The organism is Streptomyces sp. NPDC091412 (assembly GCF_044756885.1).
Lineage (GTDB): Bacteria > Actinomycetota > Actinomycetes > Streptomycetales > Streptomycetaceae > Streptomyces.
This window is the reverse complement of the sequence record NZ_JBIVTV010000016.1, coordinates 110,211-128,569: the sequence shown is the minus strand read 5'-3', so window position 1 is coordinate 128,569 and position 18,359 is coordinate 110,211. Positions and strand designations below refer to the sequence as shown.

The window sequence follows — 18,359 nt, the reverse complement described above, 5'->3', positions numbered from 1 at the left end:
GGACGTTGCGTACGGTGCGGAACCGAGGGTGTTCCGAGCGTGTTCCGAGGGTATCGGTCCGCCCGGACAACCGGCCTGGGATGTACCGAACCGTTGCCGTCTCCCGTTCCCGCCGCACCGCCGCACCGCCGCACCGCCGCGCCCCACCGCGCACCACCGCACCGCCGCGCCGCCCGCTCGGCCGGCCGCCGGTCCGTCAGCCGCCGGGCGGGACCGTCCCGTCGGTCAGGCCGTCGTACATGCCCCGCACGAGTTGCTCGCCGAGGTGTCCGGCCAGTCGCAGCGCGTCCTCGAAGGCTGCCAGTCCGCGGAACCGTTCGCCGTAGGTCCGCTGCTGCTCCAGCGGGATCCGGGGGAGTTGGAGCCTGCGCACGTCGAGCCGGGTCGCGGTGGACGCGTAGCTGCTGGCCTGGCGGTTGTTGGCGGTGCCGCGCAGGAATCCGGCGAGGAACCACGGGTCGAGCGCGGCCGGGTCGGGGCGCAGCAGGGTGAGGTTGCGGCCGAGCGCGGCCCCGGCGGTGCGCTCGTCGACGACGCGGGCCACGCGTCCCCCGCCGAGGACGGGCACGACGACGTCGCCGGCTTCGGTGAGCACGACGTCCTCGGCCGGCTCCCCGTCGGGCAGCACCCCGGACGGCGCGGCGGCGGCGAGGACGTCGTGGTCGGTGAGGACGGGGACGCCCGCGCGGGCCGGCCGGCCGGCGGCCGGGGTACGGGGGTGTGACGCCGCCGCAGGACCGGAGCTGCCGGAGGTGCGCAGGACCAGGGCGCCGGCGCGGGCGAGTTCGCCGACGCTGGTCAGCGGCCAGCGCGCCGGTGGCGCCCCGGTGGCGGGCGGCGGCGGGGCGAGGGTGGCGGCGAGCCGCAGGGTGTCGCCCAGGCGTGCGCCGACGTCGGCCAGTCGCTCGGCTCCGCCGTCGGCCGGGAGCGGCAGGTGGCGGGCGGGGGCGAGGTCGACGTCGTCGTCGAGGAGGTCGATCACCGGTACGCAGCGGCTGAGCCCCGGCTGCTCGTCGGCCGTGCCGGTGCGGTCGAAGGGCCGCCAGGCGTCGAGGACGGCGGAGCGCACGTCCTGCCAGTCGCCGCGGGCGCGCCCGTCGGCGGCGGCCGCCGTGTCCACGAGCAGCAGTTCGGGTGTCGAGGGCTGGGCTCCGGCGATGGGGCGGCGCAGCACCCACAGGTGCAGCGGGATGTTGTACGGGGGCGCCGATCCGGCGGGCAGCGCGATCACGGCGCGCAGGGCTCCGCGGCGCAGCAGGTCGGCGCGGATGCGGCGGCCGGAGCGGCGGGACGCGGCGGCGGGCGGCATCAGCAGGACGGCGGTGCCGCCGTCGCGCAGGTGGGCGAGGGCGTGCTGGACCCAGGCCAGCTCGGACTCGGTGCGGGCGGGGAAGCCGTACTCCCAGCGCGGGTCGTAGGCGAGTTCGTCGTGGCCCCAGTTGCGTTCGTTGAACGGCGGATGGCACAGCACCGCGTCCACGGCGAGGCCGGGGAAGGCGTCGGCGCGCAGGGTGTCGCCGACGCGCGCGTGCACCTCGGCGTCGGTGCTCAGGGCGAGCCGCAGCGCGGTGAGGGCGGCGAGGTCGGGGGCGGCGTCCTGTGCGTACACGGCGGTCGGCGAGCCGAGCGCGCCGAGCAGGGCGCCGGTGCCGGCGGCGGGGTCGAGCACCGTACGGGGCCGGCCGGCGAGCTCGGCCATCAGGGCGGCGGGCCCGGCCGGAGTGAGCGTGTACTGACGTGGGTTGGCGTCGAGTTGCCGTCCGAGCAGGAACTCGAAGGCACGGCGGGTGCCGAGTTCGACGGCGAGTTCGCCGACGCCCCGCAGCAGCGGTACGGAGGCGGCCAGTTCGGCGGGGCCGGGCAGGGTCAGGGCCGCGTGGCCGGCGGAGGCCGTCATCGGGCCGGAGCCGGGTGCGGCGGCGGAGGGAGCGCCGTCGGTGTTCACAGCCGCCTGTGAACTGTGGCTCGCGTCGACCGGGGCGGGGGTGACGCGCTCGGTGTTCACAGCGGTCTGTGAACCGAACCGCCGGGTGAGGGCCTTGGCGAGCTTGGCGGGCAGCAGCTCCGCCATACGCGCGTCGGTCAGGCCGTTCAGCTTCAGCCATTCGGTGGGCCGGTCGCGGATCAGGAGCAGGGCGCAGCCCACGTGGACCAGGGCCGTGACGGGGCCGGCGGGGTGTCCGGCGAGCTGCTGCCAGACCCGTTCACGGAGCGGGACCTCGGCGAGTTTGCCCTGCTTGCGCAGCCATTCCTCGACCTCGGCGAGCGCAAAAGCGGGGCTCGCCTCGGTGCCGCCCACGGGCCGGGGGAAGTCGGCGTGGCGGCGGCGCCAGTTGCTGACGGCGGCCCGGCCGACCCCCGCGAGGCGTGCGATTCCGGCGGCGGTCACCTCAGTGGCGTTGTCCTGCACCCGCGCGGCTCCCCTCGTGACGGCTCTGTGGCGTCGAGCATACCCAAGGACGCCCGAAAGCCCCCTTCACGAGGTGAACCCATGAAACAGAAGCCATCGTGTTGACTCGGTTCACAAAGCCTGCTCTGATTGACTCATCGGAACGAGCGGCCGCCGGATCGGCGGCCGCCATCGTCGGGAGGGATTTCTCATGGGCATGAAGACGAAGCTCGCGCTGGGTGCCGCCGTCGGTCTCGCGATCATCGGCGCGGTGTCGTGCAGCGCCGACACCGGCGACTCCAAGAGCGGCTCGTCCAGCTCGGCGGCGGCCGACGGGGCCAGCGGCGGCACCTCCGGCAAGGGCGGCGCCAAGGACAAGAAGTCCGATGCCGCCAAGGCCTCCCAGGCGGACCGGTTCAAGGCCTTCGTGAACAAGAACGGCACCGCGAAGGAGAAGGAGGCCGTCGCCCACGTCACCAAGGTCCAGGGCGCCGACGAGCAGAACGACATCCTCGACAGCGTCGACGTCCACACCGACTTCACCGGCGGCCTGATGGGCAAGGGGACGGGTCCGGCCAAGCTGATCGCCTCCGCCTTCGCGGACTGGAAGCACAGCAAGAACGGCCTCGTCACGGTCTACGACGCCGACGGCGAACTGCTCGGCAACGGCAACTTCTAGGGCCGGCGGACCGGGCCCGCGCCCCTCATCCCCTGCTTCGCCTCCAGCACCGGGGCCCCCGCACCCGGTGCCGCACCGCACCGGGGCCCCGCACCCGGTGCCGCACCGCACCGGGGCCCCGCACCCCGCACCGCACCGGGGCCCCGCACCCCGCACCGCACCGGGGCCTCGCACCCCGCGCCCCGCACCGCACCGGGCCTCCGGCCCCCGGTGCTCCCCGCCGCACCACCGCCCCCTGCCCGTGCCATCACCACGGCGCGACAGCAGCTCATCCACCTCACGCCACCCTCGGGGGGACCCATGCGTCACACCGCCGCCGCTCTCTGCCTGACCGCCGTCGCCGCCTCGCTCGCGCTCACCGCGTGCGGCTCCGAGAAGCCGGACACGGCGGGCGGGGACGCCAAGGGCAAGGCACCCCGCTCCGCCGGCGCCACGGCCGAACGCGCCCCGTTCGCCGACCTGTCCGGGCAGGAGATCGTCGACAGGGCGCTCAAGGCCACCCGGAGCGCCACCTCCCTCACCCTGAAGGGCAGCGTCCCCGACGACGAGGGCACCATCGAACTGGACCTGGCCCTGGACCGCGAGGGCCACTGCGCCGGGACCCTGGGCATGTACGGCGAGGGCGAGGTCGGTCTCATCAGGACCGACGACACCGTCTACATGAAGTTCGACGAGGCGTACCTGCGCTCCGAGGGCAAGGGCCAGTCCAAGTCCGAGACCGACGGTGTGGTGGACATGCTCGCCGACCGCTGGGTGAAGACCGGCGCCGACAGCGACGACGCCAAGGACCTGGCCGACTTCTGCCACCTCGACAAGCTGCTCGCCGACTTCGACGACACCCGCTCGGCCGCCCGCAAGGGGGAGGCGACGACCCTCGACGGCACCCCGGCGTTCACCCTCACCGAGGCCGAGGGCAAGGACCGCTACACCCTCTACGTCGCCACCGAGGGCAAGCCGTACCTGCTGCGGATCGAGAACACCACGGCCAAGCAGCCGGAGGACATCTCCTTCACGGACTACGGCAAGCCGGTCCCGGCGGTGCCGCCCGCCGACAAGGACGTCCTGGACCTCGACAGCCTCTGACGCCCGAGCGGCGTCCCGACCGACCACCCCTCCGGCGGTCCCTCACCCCTCTGGGGGGAGCGGGTACGGACCGCCGCCCCGGCCGGGGAGGAACACCCGCCTCCCCGGCCACAGGGCATCACGTCACGGCGCGTGGCGGCGACGCCGACCGCTTCTCAGCGGGCCCGGAACCGCTCCGGTGCCTTCGTCGGGTTGCCGCCCGAGGGGAGCTTCTGGCCGGGGCAGGTGGACAGGACCTTCTTCATCGCGGTCTTCTCGGCCGCGGTGACCCACAGTTCGTACTTCTTCTTCACCGCGACCTGCGCGGCGACGTACGTGCACCGGTAGGACTTGGCGGGCGGCAGCCACGTCGCCGCGTCGCCGTCGCCCTTGGAGCGGTTGGCGCTCGCGTCCACGGCTATCAGGTTGAGCGGGTCGTTGGCGAGCGCTATGCGCTTGCTCGCGTCCCAGTACGCGGCGCCCTTCTGCCAGGCGTCCGAGAGGGCGACGACATGGTCGATGTCGACCTGGCTGCGCCCACGCCGGTAGACGATCTCCTTGTCGGAGTACGGGTCCCGCTCCAGCACGCCGTACGACACCTTGCAGTCCCCGTCGGTGAACCGCACCTGCTTCAGGTCCCGTTTGAGGATGTCGTCGCGGGTGGGGCAGCCGTTGGAGTCGGTGTCCGCCCAGGCGGTGCCGAACTTCTCCCGGACGTAACCGGTCTTCGGCGACCGCCCCTTGACGGTCAGTGACTCGGCGGCGGCGAGCGCCTCGCCGCCGGTCTTCACCGGCTCCGGTCCGCTCGCGCGGCCATCCAACTGCTCCGTGCATCCGGTCACGAACAGTGCCACGACGGCAGCCGCAACCGCCCCGCCCCTCAGACGCGTCACGCTGCGCCCCTCCCCTAACCTGCCTGGTCCCGCCCCTGGTTCGGGCGTCCTTCACCTGGTGCCCACCGTAGCGGGGAATATGCCCAGGCCACACGGGGGGTACTGGGGTCACGGGGGGCGAACGCGCGGACCGCGCACCCTCCGCGACCCTCAGGACGCGCGGCTACGACCCCAGGATGGACGCCAGGAACTCCCCCACCCAGCCCAGCAGTTCACGGCCGACCAACGGCTTGCCGCCGATCTTCGCGGTCTTGGGACGGGGCACGAGGACCTGGCGGACGGCCGGCTTGATCACCGAGCCCGGGTAGAGGCGCTTGACGCGCAGCTCCTGCGACTCGCGCAGATCCACCGGAGCGAAGCGGATGTTGTTGCCCTGGAGGACGATCTCGCCGACACCGCAGGCGCGGGCGAGCATGCGCAGCCCGGCCACCAGCAGCAGGTTCTCCACCGGCTCGGGCAACTTGCCGTAGCGGTCGGTGAGTTCCTCGCGGACGGCCTTGATGTCCTCCTCGGAGTTCGCGGAGGCGATGGACCGGTAGGCCTGGAGGCGCAGCCGCTCGCCGGGCGCGTAGTCGTGCGGGACGTGCGCGTCGACCGGCAGCTCGATCTTGACCTCGAGCGGCGGCTCCTCCTCGATCTCCCCCGTCTCCAACTGCCGCCGGTAGTCCGCGACCGCCTCGCCCACCATCCGCACGTACAGGTCGAAGCCGACGCCCGCGATGTGCCCGGACTGCTCGCCGCCCAGCAGGTTTCCGGCGCCGCGGATCTCCAGGTCCTTCATCGCCACGTACATGCCGGCGCCCATCTCGGTGTGCTGCGCGATGGTCGCCAGGCGCTCGTGGGCCGTCTCCGTCAGCGGCTTCTCCGGCGGGTACAGGAAGTAGGCGTACCCGCGCTCGCGGCCGCGGCCCACCCGGCCGCGCAGCTGGTGCAGCTGGGACAGGCCGAAGTTGTCGCCACGCTCCACGATCAGGGTGTTGGCGTTGGAGATGTCGATGCCGGACTCGACGATCGTCGTCGAGACCAGCACGTCGAACTTCTTCTCCCAGAAGTCGACGACGACCTGCTCCAGGGCCGTTTCCGACATCTGGCCATGGGCGGTGGCGATGCGGGCCTCGGGGACGATCTCCCGCAGCCGGGCCGCGGCTCGGTCGATGGACTCCACCCGGTTGTGGATGTAGAAGACCTGGCCCTCGCGCAGCAGTTCGCGGCGGATCGCCGCGCCGATCTGCTTCTCCTCGTACGGCCCGACGAACGTCAGCACCGGGTGCCGCTCCTCGGGCGGCGTGGTGATCGTCGACATCTCCCTGATGCCGGTCACCGCCATCTCCAGCGTGCGCGGGATCGGGGTCGCCGACATCGTCAGGACGTCGACGTTCGCGCGGAGCTTCTTCAGCTGCTCCTTGTGCTCGACGCCGAAGCGCTGCTCCTCGTCGACGATGACCAGGCCGAGGTCCTTGAACCTCGTCTCCGAGGAGAACAGGCGGTGGGTGCCGATGACGATGTCCACCGCGCCGTCCCCGAGGCCCTCCACGACCGTCTTCGCCTCGGTGTCGGTCTGGAAGCGGGAGAGCGCTCTGACGTTCACCGGGAACTGCGCGTACCGCTCGGAGAACGTGCCGAAGTGCTGCTGCACCAGCAGCGTCGTCGGGACCAGGACCGCGACCTGCTTGCCGTCCTGGACGGCCTTGAAGGCGGCGCGGACCGCGATCTCCGTCTTGCCGTAGCCGACGTCGCCGCAGATCAGGCGGTCCATCGGGACCGACTTCTCCATGTCCTCCTTGACCTCGGCGATCGTGGTCAGCTGGTCCGGGGTCTCCGCGTACGGGAAGGCGTCCTCCAGCTCGCGCTGCCACGGCGTGTCCGTGCCGAAGGCGTGCCCGGGCGCCGCCATCCGCGCGCTGTAGAGCTTGATCAGGTCGGCGGCGATCTCCTTGACCGCCTTCTTCGCCCGCGCCTTGGTCTTCGTCCAGTCGGCGCCGCCGAGCCGGTGCAGCGTGGGCGCCTCGCCGCCGACGTACTTGGTGATCTGCTCCAGCTGGTCGGTGGGGATGTACAGCCGGTCGCCGGGCTGGCCGCGCTTGGCCGGGGCGTACTCCACCACCAGGTACTCGCGGGTCGCGCCCTGCACCGTGCGCTGCACCATCTCGATGTAGCGGCCCACGCCGTGCTGCTCGTGGACGATGTAGTCGCCCGTCTCCAGGGTCAGCGGGTCGACGGTCTTGCGCCGCCGCACCGGCATCCGCGCGCCGTCCCGGCCGGCCGTCTTCTGGCCGGTCAGGTCGGTCTCGGTGAGCACGGCCAGCTTCAGCGCGGCGTCGACGAAGCCGTGGTCGATGCCGCCGCAGGCCACGTGCACGACCGACGGGGAGATCTGCCCGAGGTCCACGTCGAGGCGGGCCGCGATGCCCTCCCCGCCCAGCACCTCGACGGTGCGCGAGGCCGGGCCGTGGCCCTCGGTGACGAACACCGCGCGCCAGCCGTCCGCGAGCCAGCCCTTGGTGTCGGCGAGCGCCTTCGCGGTGTCCCCGCGGTACGTCTCGGGCGCGTGCATGCCCAGCTTGAGCGCGTCCCCGTCGCCGTCGTACACCGTCTCGTCCGCGGCGAACGGCGACACCGACCACCACATCATGTCCAGCTCGCGCGCCCGGTCCCGGACGTCCGCGATCGACCACAGAGAGGCCGCGCCGAGGTCGATGGGCGCCTCGCCTCCGCCGGCCGAGGCCGCCCAGGACGCCTGGAGGAACTCCTGGGAGGTCGCCACCAGGTCCGCCGCGCGCGTGCGCACCCGCTCCGGGTCGCACACCAGGGTCATGGCGCCCTTGGGCAGCACGTCGAGCAGCAGTTCCATGTCGTCGACCAGGACCGGCGCCAGGGACTCCATGCCCTCCACGGTGATGCCCTCGGCGATCTTGCCCAGCAGCTCGCCGAGTTCGGGGTGCCGCTCGGCGAGCGCACGCGCCCGCGCGCGTACGTCCTCGGTGAGCAGCAGCTCACGGCAGGGCGGGGCCCACAGTCCGTGCTCGGCCACCTCCAGGGAGCGCTGGTCGGCGACCTTGAAGTACCGGATCTCCTCGACGTCGTCGCCCCAGAACTCGATGCGCAGGGGGTGTTCCTCGGTGGGTGGGAAGACGTCGAGGATGCCGCCGCGCACGGCGAACTCGCCGCGCTTCTCCACCAGCTCCACGCGGGAGTACGCGGCGGCGGCGAGGTCGTCCACCACGGCGTTCAGGTCCGCGGTCTGCCCCGTTCGCAGGGACACCGGCACCAGGTCGCCCAGGCCCTTGACCTGCGGCTGGAGCACCGAGCGCACGGGGGCGACGACGACCGACACCGGGCCGGTCTCCGGATCGCCGGGGTTCGGGTGGGCCAGGCGGCGCAGCACGGCCAGGCGGCGGCCCACGGTGTCGCTGCGCGGGCTGAGCCGCTCGTGCGGCAGCGTCTCCCAGGAGGGGTACTCCACGACGCTCTCCGCCGGCAGCAGCGAGCGCAGGGCCGCGACCAGGTCCTCGGCCTCGCGGCCGGTCGCCGTCACCGCGAGCACGGGACGGGCGGCCTCACGGGCCAGGGCGGCGACGGTGAAGGGGCGGGCGGCGGGGGGACCGACGAGGTCGACGTGCATGCGGTTGCCGTCCGCCGCCGCGGTGATCGCTTCCGCGAGGGCTGGGTCCTTGACGACGGCGTCGAGCAGACCGTGCAGGCTCATGGGGGGCTTTCCGTCCGAATCCGTCCGAGGGTGGGCAGCGCGAAGATCCCGACTCGTACGGCGGGCCGGGGGTTCCTTCAGCGTACGCCGCCGGGCCGACGGACAGCGGGGGCTGTGGACAACCCCGTTCGCGCCCCCGCCGCCCCTTCCGGCACAAGCCCGGTGCCGGGAAGTCCCCCTGACTTCCCGGCACCGGGCTCCACCGTGACCCCCGTCCACGGAGGGGTCGCGTCGCGCTCGCTACTCCGTCGCGATCGCGTTCAGTACGTTCATCCGGCCCGCCCGGAAGGCCGGGATCAGGGCGGCGAACAGGCCCACGAAGGCCGAGCCGATGAAGACTCCGGCGATCGTGCCCCAGGGGATCTCCAGGACCTTCAGGCCCTCCAGGGCGAGGAGCTTCTGGGCGGTCGCGCCCCAGCCCATGCCAAGCCCCAGGCCCAGCAGCGCGCCGAACAGGGCGATCACCACGGACTCCAGGCGGATCATGCGGCGCAGCTGGCGGCGGGAGAGGCCGATCGCCCGCATCAGGCCGATCTCCCTCGTCCGCTCGACCACCGACAGCGCCAGGGTGTTCACCACACCCAGGACGGCGACGATGATCGCCAGGGCGAGCAGGCCGTAGACCATGTTGAGCAGCTGGCCGATCTGGTTCTGCAGCTCCTCCTTGTAGTCGGTCTGGTCGCGCACGGTGTACTGCGGGTAGTCGTGCAGCGCGGACTTGAGCGCCTGGTACGCGGCGGTCTCCTGACCGTCCTTGGCGGTGGCGAAGAGCAGCAGGTCGAGCGGCATCCGGTCGGCGGGCAGGTACTTTCCGACCGTGGCGATCGAGACGTACATCGCGCCGTTGTCGATCAGGCCGTCGTCGCTGGTGATCGCGCGGACCGTGAGCTCGGCCGTCCTGCCGCCCTTGAAACCGACCTCGACCGTGGACCCCTGCTTGACGCCGTGCTTCTTCGCGAAGCCCTCGGGGACGGACATCGAGTCGGGACCGTAGGCGTCGTCGAGCGTGCCGGCGACCGTCTTGGTGCGCAGGTCCTGGGCGTACGTCGGGTCGGCCGCGTTGATCATCTCGTTCTTGGAGGTACGGCCGTCCGGCGTGGTCAGGGAGACGTCCACGAGCTTGTACTCGGTGACCCGCTCCAGTCCCGGGGCATCCTTCACGGCCTTCACCGCCTGCGGAGTGATGACCTCGCCGTTGTCACTCTGGATGATGAAGTCCGTGCCGACGGTCTTGTCGAGCTGGTCGGTGGCGGAGGCGACCATCGAGGAGCCGACCACCGACAGGCAGGCCACCAGGGCCAGGCCGATCATCAGCGCGGCACCCGTGGCGCCGGTGCGGCGCGGGTTGCGCAGCGCGTTGCGCTCGGCCATCCGCCCGATCGGACCGAAGATCCGCAGCAGGACCACGCTGAGCACGCGGACCAGGCCGCCCACGAGCAGCGGGCCGACGACGACGAGGCCGATCAGGGTGAGCACCACGCCCAGGCCCAGCCACGCCGAGCCCTGAGTGGCCTTGTCGGCGTTGGCCGCGGCGTACAGGCTCGCGGCGCCGACGCCGGTGAGGACCAGGCCGACGACGGCCCGTACGGTCCCGGCCCTGCCGTCGGCCGGGGTCCCCGCGTCACGCAGGGCGGCCATCGGGGAGACCTTGCCGGCCCGCCGGGCGGGCAGGTAGGCGGCGAGGACGGTGACGACCACGCCGAGGACCAGGCCGATCACGGGGGTGGTCCAGGCGATCGTGAGGTCGTCGGTGGACAGGTGCATGCCCATCTGGCTCATGAGCTTCATCAAGCAGACCGCGATGCCGACGCCCGCCCCGACGCCGAGCACCGAGCCGACCACGCCCAGCAGCAGCGCCTCGACCAGCACGGACCGGTTGACCTGACGGCGGGAGGAGCCGATGGCGCGCATCAGGCCGATCTCGCGGGTGCGCTGGGCGACCAGCATCGAGAAGGTGTTGATGATCAGGAAGATGCCGACCAGGAAGGCGATTCCGGCGAAGCCGAGCATCCCGTACTTCATCACGTTCAGGAAGCTCTCGATGTCCTTCTGGTTGGCGTCGGCGACCTCCTTGGCGGTCTGCACCTTGTAGCCGGCGCCGAGCGCGGAGGCCACGTTCTTCTTCAGCTGCTCGTCGGTGACGCCCTTGGCGGCCGTCACGTTGACGTTCGTGTACACGTCGGTCCGGCCGACCAGGGTCTGCTGGGCGGTCCTGGTGTCCAGGTAGAAGATCGCCGCGCCGGGGTTGGTGACGGTGAAGGCGGCGATGCCGGACACGTGCGCGCGGTGGGTGCCGACCGCGGTGATCACACCGATCTCGTCGCCAAGCTTCAGGTGGTGCTTGTCGGCGGTGTCGGCGTCGACCATCACCTGGTCCGGGCCCTTGGGCGCCGCACCGGAGGTGATCTTCATGGTGCGGGAGTCGTTGTCGTTCCAGTTGCCGACGATGGTGGGCGCGCCGCTGCTGGGCGACAGCTTGTCCTTGTCGGCGTCGACGACGGTCACCGAGGTGGAGAACACCGTCCCCTCGGCGGCCCGCACGCCCTGGGCCCGGCGTACCTCGCCGAGCACGGACGCCTGCATGACCGGCGGCTTGCCGGTGCGGGAGGTGGTCTCACCGGTGTCGGACGAGGTCCTGGCGCTCACCGTCACGTCCGAGGCGGTCGCCTGGAACAGCTTGTCGAACGTGGTGTTCATGGTGTCGGTGAACACGAGCGTGCCGCACACGAAGGCCACCGACAGCAGCACGGCGACGGCCGACAGCGCCATGCGTCCCTTGTGCGCGAAGAAGTTGCGCAGGGAGGTCTTCAGGACGGTCATGACGTACGCCCCCGGGCGTCGAAGTCCTTCATGCGGTCCAGGACCTGATCGGCCGTCGGCTGGTTCATCTCGTCGACGATCCGGCCGTCGGCGAGGTACAGCACGCGGTCGGCGTAGGAGGCGGCCACCGGGTCGTGCGTGACCATCACGATCGTCTGGCCCAGCTCGTCCACGGACCGGCGCAGGAAGCCCAGCACCTCGGCGCCCGCGCGGGAGTCCAGGTTGCCGGTCGGCTCGTCACCGAAGATGATCTCGGGCCGGGCGGCCAGGGCCCGGGCCACGGCGACGCGCTGCTGCTGGCCACCGGAGAGCTGGTTGGGCCGGTGCTTGAGCCGCCCCGCGAGGCCGACGGTCTCCACCACCTGCTCCAGCCACTTCCGGTCCGGCTTGCGGCCGGCGATGTCCATGGGCAGGGTGATGTTCTCGAGCGCGTTCAGCGTGGGCAGCAGGTTGAACGCCTGGAAGATGAAACCGATCCGGTCCCGGCGCAGCTGTGTGAGCTTCTTGTCCTTCAGCCCGGTGATCTCGGTCTCGTCCAGGAAGATCTGACCGCTCGTCACGGTGTCGAGACCGGCGAGGCAGTGCATCAGCGTGGACTTGCCGGAGCCGGAGGGGCCCATGATCGCGGTGAACCGGCCGCGGGCGATGTCCACGTCGACGTGGTCGAGGGCGACGACACGGGTCTCCCCGGCCCCGTACGCCTTCACGACCTGCCGCGCCCGCGCGGCGACGGCCGTAGTCCCTCCAGTACCCCCGTGCCTGGGAATGGTCACAGCCGTTGTCACGTCAAGTCTCCTATGTCGGTCTGCTGGTGAAACGCGTCTGGTGGCGAGTGGCGTCTGCTGGTGAATCGCGGTGGTGAGCCGCGTTCGGTGGAACGAGTCGGTGCGTGTACGTCGTGCGCTGCGGTACGCCGTCGAGTCTGGTCGACGGGGGGTGTCCGGCGCGCTGGTGCTCAGCGCAGTCTTCTCCGGGGGAAAACCCCACCCCCGCCGCTCCGGCGTACCGCCCCCCGCGGCGTAAAGCCAGGTTAAGGACCGCCCCGGTCCCCGCTCGTCCTCCGCCGGTACGAACCCTCCCCGACCCCGGGTACGGAGCTTCCCCTAGGGGGTCTCCCCCTGTGGGTGGACACGTTCTCAGGGTCGCGTCCGCCTCCCGGCCTCCTCAGCCTCCGCCCTCCCGCTACGTGAAGGTCAAGTGGGAAGCTGTCCGAGGCAGATGGATGCAGTGGGAAAGGATCTGGGGTGGGCAGCACCGAACCCACGACACGGCAGGCCGCTCGACCCGGCGCGACCGACCGGCGGGGCGCGGTCGTCGCCGCGCTCATGCTGGCCATGGCGCTGGCCGCCCTCGACTCGACGATCGTGTCGACGGCCGTGCCGCAGATCGTCGGGGACCTGGGCGGCTTCTCCGTGTTCTCGTGGCTGTTCTCGGGCTATCTGCTGGCCGTGACGGTGACTCTGCCCGTCTACGGCAAGCTGTCCGACACCTTCGGCCGCAAGCCGGTGCTCGTCGCGGGCGCGGTCGTCTTCCTCGTCGGCTCCCTGCTGTGCGCCGGCGCCTGGAACATGGGCGCGCTGATCGCCTTCCGCGTCGTCCAGGGCCTGGGCGGCGGGGCGTTGCAGGGCACGATCCAGACACTCGCCGCCGACCTGTACCCGCTGGAGCAGCGTCCGAAGATCCAGGCGAAGCTCTCCACGGTGTGGGCGGTGTCGGCGATCGCCGGACCGGCCCTGGGCGGCGTCCTGGCCGCCTACGCCGACTGGCGCTGGATCTTCCTGGTCAACCTTCCGATCGGCGCCGTCGCCCTGTGGCTGATCGTCCGCCACCTGCGCGAGCCCGAGCGGGAGCCGCGGTCGCGCCCGCGCGTCGACTGGGCGGGCGCGCTGGCGGTGTTCGCGTGCGCGGGCGCCCTGCTCACCGCGGTGGTGCAGGGCGGGGTGGCGTGGCCGTGGCTGTCGGCGCCGTCGCTCGCCCTGTTCGGTACGGGGCTGGCGCTGGCCGCCGCGGTGGTGGTGATCGAACGGCGAGCGGCAGAGCCGATCCTCCCGGGCTGGGTGTGGCGCCGCCGTACGATCGCCGCGGTGAATCTCGCCCTGGGCGCGCTGGGGCTGCTGATGGTCGCCCCGACGGTCTTCCTGCCCACGTACGCCCAGTCGGTGCTCGGCCTGGCGCCGGTGGCCGCCGGTTTCGTCCTGTCGGTCTGGACGCTGAGCTGGCCGGTGGCGGCCGCGCTCAGTCAGCACGTCTACCGGCGGATCGGCTTCCGCAACACCGCCATGCTCGGCATCGGCGCGGCGGCGCTGACCCTGTTCGCCTTCCCCTTCCTGCCCTACCCCGGCGCGGCCTGGCAGCCCGCCGCGCTGATGCTGGTGCTGGGCGCGGCCCTCGGCCTGTTCCAGCTCCCCCTCATCGTGGGCGTCCAGTCGACGGTGGGGTGGTCGGAGCGGGGCACCGCCACCGCCTCCATCCTCTTCTGCCGCCAGACCGGCCAGACACTCGGCGCGTCCGTCTTCGGCGCGGTCGCCAACGGGGTGCTGGCCACCCGCCTCGGCGGCGCGAGCGACCTGGACTCGGTGACGCGGGCGCTGAGTTCGGGCACGGCGCCGGAGGCCACACGCCGGGCCATCGCGGACGCGGTCCACGCGGTGTACGTGGGAGCGGGGTGCGCGGCGGTACTGGCGTTCACGGTGCTGCTGGTACTGGCACCGCGCCGCTTCCCGGTACTGAAGGAATGAGGCGGCCGGCCGCGGGGCGCCAGGGTCTTTGGTACGGATCAGGCCGCGGTACCCCCAGCGGTGTTGTCGTCGTGATCCAAACGAGAGGCACTAGTCGGCCCACGCTCCTTCCTTCAGCGCCGTGATGCTGTCCCGCACGGTGTCCATCTGGGCCCGTACGGCGTCCCACGCCTCGCCGTGCTCCCGCAGGACCCGGTCGGTCTCGTGGGCGATCCGGTCCGCGCGCAGCCGCGCCTCGGCCAGCAGCTCCGCCGCCCGCTCGCGTGCCTCCTCCGGTTCCCGCCGCGCCACCTCCCACGCGTCGGCGAGGGCCTGCTCCGCCTCGGACAGCGCCGTCTCGGCGGCCGCGACCCGTTCGGTGTGGTCCACCTCCAGCGCGACCTGACGCTCCATCACCTCCTGTTCCGCGCCGACCAGGGCGTCCGCCTGTTCGCGGGACTGCTCGGTGAGCATCCCGGACGTGCGCTGCCGCATCTCCCGCAGCGCCGCCAGCGCCTCGCCGCGGGACTCCTTCGCCTCGCGCCGCACGGAGATCCGGATGTCGTCGGCCTCCGCACGTGCCCCGAGCAGCCGCTGCCGGGCCCGTTCGTCCGCCTCGGCGCGTACGGCGTCGGCGTGCGCCCGCGCGTCCTGGAGCACATCCTCCGCGTGCGTCCGCGCCGTCTCCAGCAGTTCGTCCGCCTCCTGCCGCGCCCCCTCCCGGACCCTCCGCGCCTCCTCAAGGCCCAGCTCGTACAGTCGCCGGGCGCCCTCGCCCAGCGACTCGTAGGTCTGCTCGCCGAGTCGCGCGACCCTCTCCCGCAGGGCCTCGAGTTCCTCCTCCATGTTCCTGGCCAGGACGGTCAGCCGCGCGGCTCGCTCCCAGGCGGCGTCCCGGTCGCCGGAGAGGGAGTCCGCGAAGGCCTTCACCTGATCGGGGCGGTAGCCGCGTCCCCGTACGACCACGAAGCCGTGGAGCGACATCGGTACGCTGCCCATCCTGGACCCCTCTCCCGCCGGCGGTGATTTCGCGCACATCTTGAGGGATTGGGGGGAAATGTTCATAACGCGACACTCCGGGCGCGACCGGCAGCCGGCCTCGAACACAAAGGGGCCGGGCCCGGTCACACGACCGGGCCCGGCCCCTTGGTCCGAACGCTCACACGCTCACCTGCTCACAGCAGCCCGTCCCACATCTGCTCCAGCAGCACCGACCACCAGCTCTCGGGCGAACCGAGCGCCGCCGGGTCGAGCGCGGCCAACTGCGCCTGGAAGTCGACGGTCCAGCGGCCCGCCTGCTCCTGGTTCAGGCCGAACCGCAGCCGCCACATCCGGCCGAGCAGCGCCAGGCAGCGCGCGAACTCCGGCAGACCGGTGTTCACGAACTGCGGCGCCACGGGCGCACCGCCCGGCCCCGCCTCCACGGGCACCGCCACGATGTTCGCCGTGCCGTACTGCACGCAGATCGCCTTGCCGAAGTCGCTGCCCATGACAAGGTAGGAACCCGCGTCCGACGCCGGCTGCACCCCGCGCTCGGCCGCCAGCTCCGCCAGCGTCGGCACCGGGCGGCCCGGCTGGGCCTGCGCCCAGAAGAACGGACCCATGTCCATGGGCAGACCCGCCACCACCAGCGTGTGCGCCACGACCGGCGGTACGCCCTGCCGGGAGACCGCCGCCTGCTCGAACCGGAAGACACCCGGCCCGAACGCCGCGGCGAGCTCCTGCGCGATCCCCTCCGGGGGGATCGGCGGTACCGGCTGCACCGGCGGCAGCGGCGCGCGGACCGGTCCGGGACGGGCCGGACCGTCCGCCACCTGGTGCAACTCACCCTGGTGAGCAAGCAGTTGCTGCATGCCCTGCTGGCGGCTCGCGTGGTCGGTGCCGTACGGGGCGATGGACGCGATGCGGGCCTGCGGCCACTGCTCACGGATCATCCGCGCGCAGTACGCGCCCGGCAGCTCGCAGGACTCCAGCTCCGTGTGCAGCTCCAGGACCCGGTCCGGCGGCACGTTCATGGCCCGCAGTTCGTGGAAGATCTGCCACTCCGGGTGCGGCGTGCCGGGCGCGGAGCGCCGGATCAGCTGCTGCTCGGAACCGTCGTGCGCGCGGTAGCGCAACACGGCCTGGTAGCCGGGCCCGACGGTCGGCTGCCCCTGCTGGGGGTAGCCGTAGGCCGGAGAATGCTGCCCCGGAACGGGCGGCTGACCGGGCATCGCCTGCCCCGGAACGGGCGGCTGACCGGGCATCGCCTGACCAGGAACGGGCGGCTGACCGGGCATCGCCTGACCGGGCATGGGCGGCGCGCCCGGCGGCGGCACCGCGCCCGGGGGCATGGGCGGCGGGGTACCCGGGGCCATGGGCGGCGGGGTGCCCGGAGGCATGCCAGGCATCCCAGGGCCGCCCGGGGCGCCGGGAGCGCCCGGGGGCGGCGGAGGCGTGTGGGGACCGCCCGAGGGGGGCGCGGCCAGCATCGTCTCCGCGTGGTGCACGGCTCCCGGAGCGCCGGGGGCGCCGGGCATGCCCGGGGCACCCGGAGGCACACCGGGGGCGCCAGGAACGCCCGGCCCAGCAGGGGGTGTCGGCGGCTGCGACGCGCCGGAGGCACCAGGCGGCTTGGGCGCACCCGGAGCTCCCGGAGCACCGGGCGGAGCCGACGGGGGCGGGCTGCCTCCACCGCTCTGGCCGGGGTCGGCGAACATCGTGGCGGCGTGGTGGACGCCGCCCGGGGGCGTACCGCCGGGCGTGCCCGGACCGGTGAGGCCCTCGGGCCCGTCGGGGCCGAGCGACGACACCATCTGGGTCGGCACGTAACCGCCCGCGGCGCCCGGAGGGGGAGGTGTGGACGGACCACCGGGCCGCGCGCCCGGCGTGCCCGGAGCACCCGGCGGCGGAGGCGTGGTCGAACCGCCCCCACGGCGCGGCGGAGGCGCCGCCTTGCTGGTCGCGGCGTCGGCGATGTCACCGGCGTTGGACGCGAGCGGCCGCCCGTGACCGGCACCGCCCGGCGCCTGCGCACCCGGGACCGGCGGCGGAGGCGGCGTACCGGGAGCCCCGGGACCACCCGGCCCACCCGGCCCGTACGGATACCCGTACCCGGCGTCCCCCACCGGCCCGGACGGCGGCGGAGGCGTACCCGGAGCCGCGGGGCCACCCGGCCCACCCGGCCCCTGCGGAAACCCGTACCCGGCATCCCCCACCGGCCCGGACGGCGGCGGAGGCGCGCTGCCCTGCGGCACTCCCGGCACCGGCGGCGGCGGAGGCGTACCCGGAGCCCCGGGACCACCCGGCCCACCCGGCCCCTGCGGAAACCCGTACCCCACGCCCGGGGCGGGCGAAGTACCCGGCGGGACCGGCCCGTTGGACTCGTCGACCGCCGGTGCGAACGTCGTGCGCGGGAGCGCGCTGCCGCCCGCCATCAGCGCCGTCTTGGCGTCCGGCGGGGCGGCGGGCAGCGGGGTGTCGTCGTCGGAACCGCTCAGCGGCGGCGCGAACACGGTCGCCGGCAGCGGTACGGAACGGTCGTCCCCCGTGTCGGCGTTGGTGTCCGTACCCGCCCACGGGGTCGCCCCGGCCGGCGCACCCGGCGCACCCGCGCCCGCGGGCGCGCCCAGCGGCACCCCGGCCTGCGTCTGAGGAAGCGAACCACTCCCGGCCGCCTCCGCCGACGCGGCGGCGGCCGCGCCGCCCCCCGTGCCCGATGCGCCGCGCCGGTCCGGAATGCCCATCCGGTCCGCCGCCTCCTGGAGCCACTCCGGCGGGCTCAGCAGGAAGGACGTCTGATTCAGGTCCACCCGCGCCGGGGGCGCAGGGGCCGCGCCGGCGGCCGGCTCGACCCGGCCGTACTCCTCCTCGTACCGGCGGACCACCTCGCCCACCGGCAGCGCGGGCCACAGCGTGGCCTCCCCGCTGTCCCGGGCGATCACCAGCCGCTGCGCGCCCCCGTCCAGGCGCGGGCCGCCCTCACGGTCCTCGGCCCACACCACGAAGCCCAGCTCGAACTCCCGTACCCGCACCTCGCGGTGCTGGTACGCGGGCACATCCCCGTTGATCCACTCCTCGGCGCGCTCCTGCGCCTGCGCGAACGTCACCATCG

General features: G+C 73.1%; 10 protein-coding genes. 3 read left to right on the top strand and 7 right to left on the bottom strand.

Going from position 1 to position 18,359, the window contains the following annotated elements; translation table 11 throughout:
- Positions 1-196: 196 nt before the first annotated feature.
- On the bottom strand, positions 197-2,410 hold the full coding sequence (locus ACIQMV_RS30025) for an N-6 DNA methylase (protein WP_402596410.1): 2,214 nt from the start codon (positions 2,408-2,410) through the stop codon (positions 197-199).
- A gap of 190 nt (positions 2,411-2,600) precedes the next feature.
- On the opposite strand from ACIQMV_RS30025, the gene ACIQMV_RS30020 reads away from it, so the two are divergent.
- Positions 2,601-3,068 carry a hypothetical protein gene (locus tag ACIQMV_RS30020; protein ID WP_141360399.1) on the top strand — a complete coding sequence of 156 codons (468 nt, stop codon included), beginning with the start codon at positions 2,601-2,603 and terminating at the stop codon, positions 3,066-3,068.
- Between the two features lie 300 nt (positions 3,069-3,368).
- Positions 3,369-4,151 (top strand): hypothetical protein, encoded by a 783-nt coding sequence (locus tag ACIQMV_RS30015; protein WP_141360398.1) that lies wholly within the window; start codon positions 3,369-3,371, stop codon positions 4,149-4,151.
- 155 nt (positions 4,152-4,306) lie between these two features.
- On the opposite strand, the gene ACIQMV_RS30010 is transcribed toward ACIQMV_RS30015, so the two are convergent.
- From ACIQMV_RS30010 to ACIQMV_RS29995, 4 genes are all read right to left on the bottom strand, one after another.
- The gene (locus tag ACIQMV_RS30010) at positions 4,307-5,023 is read right to left on the bottom strand and encodes an HNH endonuclease family protein (RefSeq protein WP_141360397.1); all 717 of its coding nucleotides are present in this window, start codon (positions 5,021-5,023) and stop codon (positions 4,307-4,309) included.
- Positions 5,024-5,186: 163 nt separating this feature from the next.
- On the bottom strand, positions 5,187-8,729 hold the full coding sequence (mfd, locus tag ACIQMV_RS30005) for a transcription-repair coupling factor (RefSeq protein WP_402596409.1): 3,543 nt from the start codon (positions 8,727-8,729) through the stop codon (positions 5,187-5,189).
- 240 nt (positions 8,730-8,969) lie between these two features.
- A complete protein-coding gene (locus tag ACIQMV_RS30000; protein WP_402596408.1) occupies positions 8,970-11,549 on the bottom strand; it encodes an ABC transporter permease in 2,580 nt (859 codons plus the stop codon).
- Positions 11,546-12,334, bottom strand: coding sequence for an ABC transporter ATP-binding protein (locus ACIQMV_RS29995; RefSeq protein WP_141360394.1), 789 nt, complete (start codon positions 12,332-12,334; stop codon positions 11,546-11,548). Before ACIQMV_RS29995 ends, ACIQMV_RS30000 begins: the two co-directional genes overlap by 4 nt.
- A gap of 459 nt (positions 12,335-12,793) precedes the next feature.
- On the opposite strand from ACIQMV_RS29995, the gene ACIQMV_RS29990 reads away from it, so the two are divergent.
- The gene (locus ACIQMV_RS29990; RefSeq protein WP_253266151.1) at positions 12,794-14,287 is read left to right on the top strand and encodes an MFS transporter; all 1,494 of its coding nucleotides are present in this window, start codon (positions 12,794-12,796) and stop codon (positions 14,285-14,287) included.
- 90 nt (positions 14,288-14,377) lie between these two features.
- Here the strand turns inward: ACIQMV_RS29990 and ACIQMV_RS29985 are convergent, their stop codons facing one another.
- The gene (locus ACIQMV_RS29985; RefSeq protein WP_402596407.1) at positions 14,378-15,265 is read right to left on the bottom strand and encodes a cellulose-binding protein; all 888 of its coding nucleotides are present in this window, start codon (positions 15,263-15,265) and stop codon (positions 14,378-14,380) included.
- Between the two features lie 176 nt (positions 15,266-15,441).
- Positions 15,442-18,357: an SUKH-4 family immunity protein gene (locus ACIQMV_RS29980; protein ID WP_402596406.1), complete on the bottom strand. Its 2,916-nt coding sequence runs from the start codon at positions 18,355-18,357 to the stop codon at positions 15,442-15,444.
- Positions 18,358-18,359 lie beyond the last annotated feature (2 nt).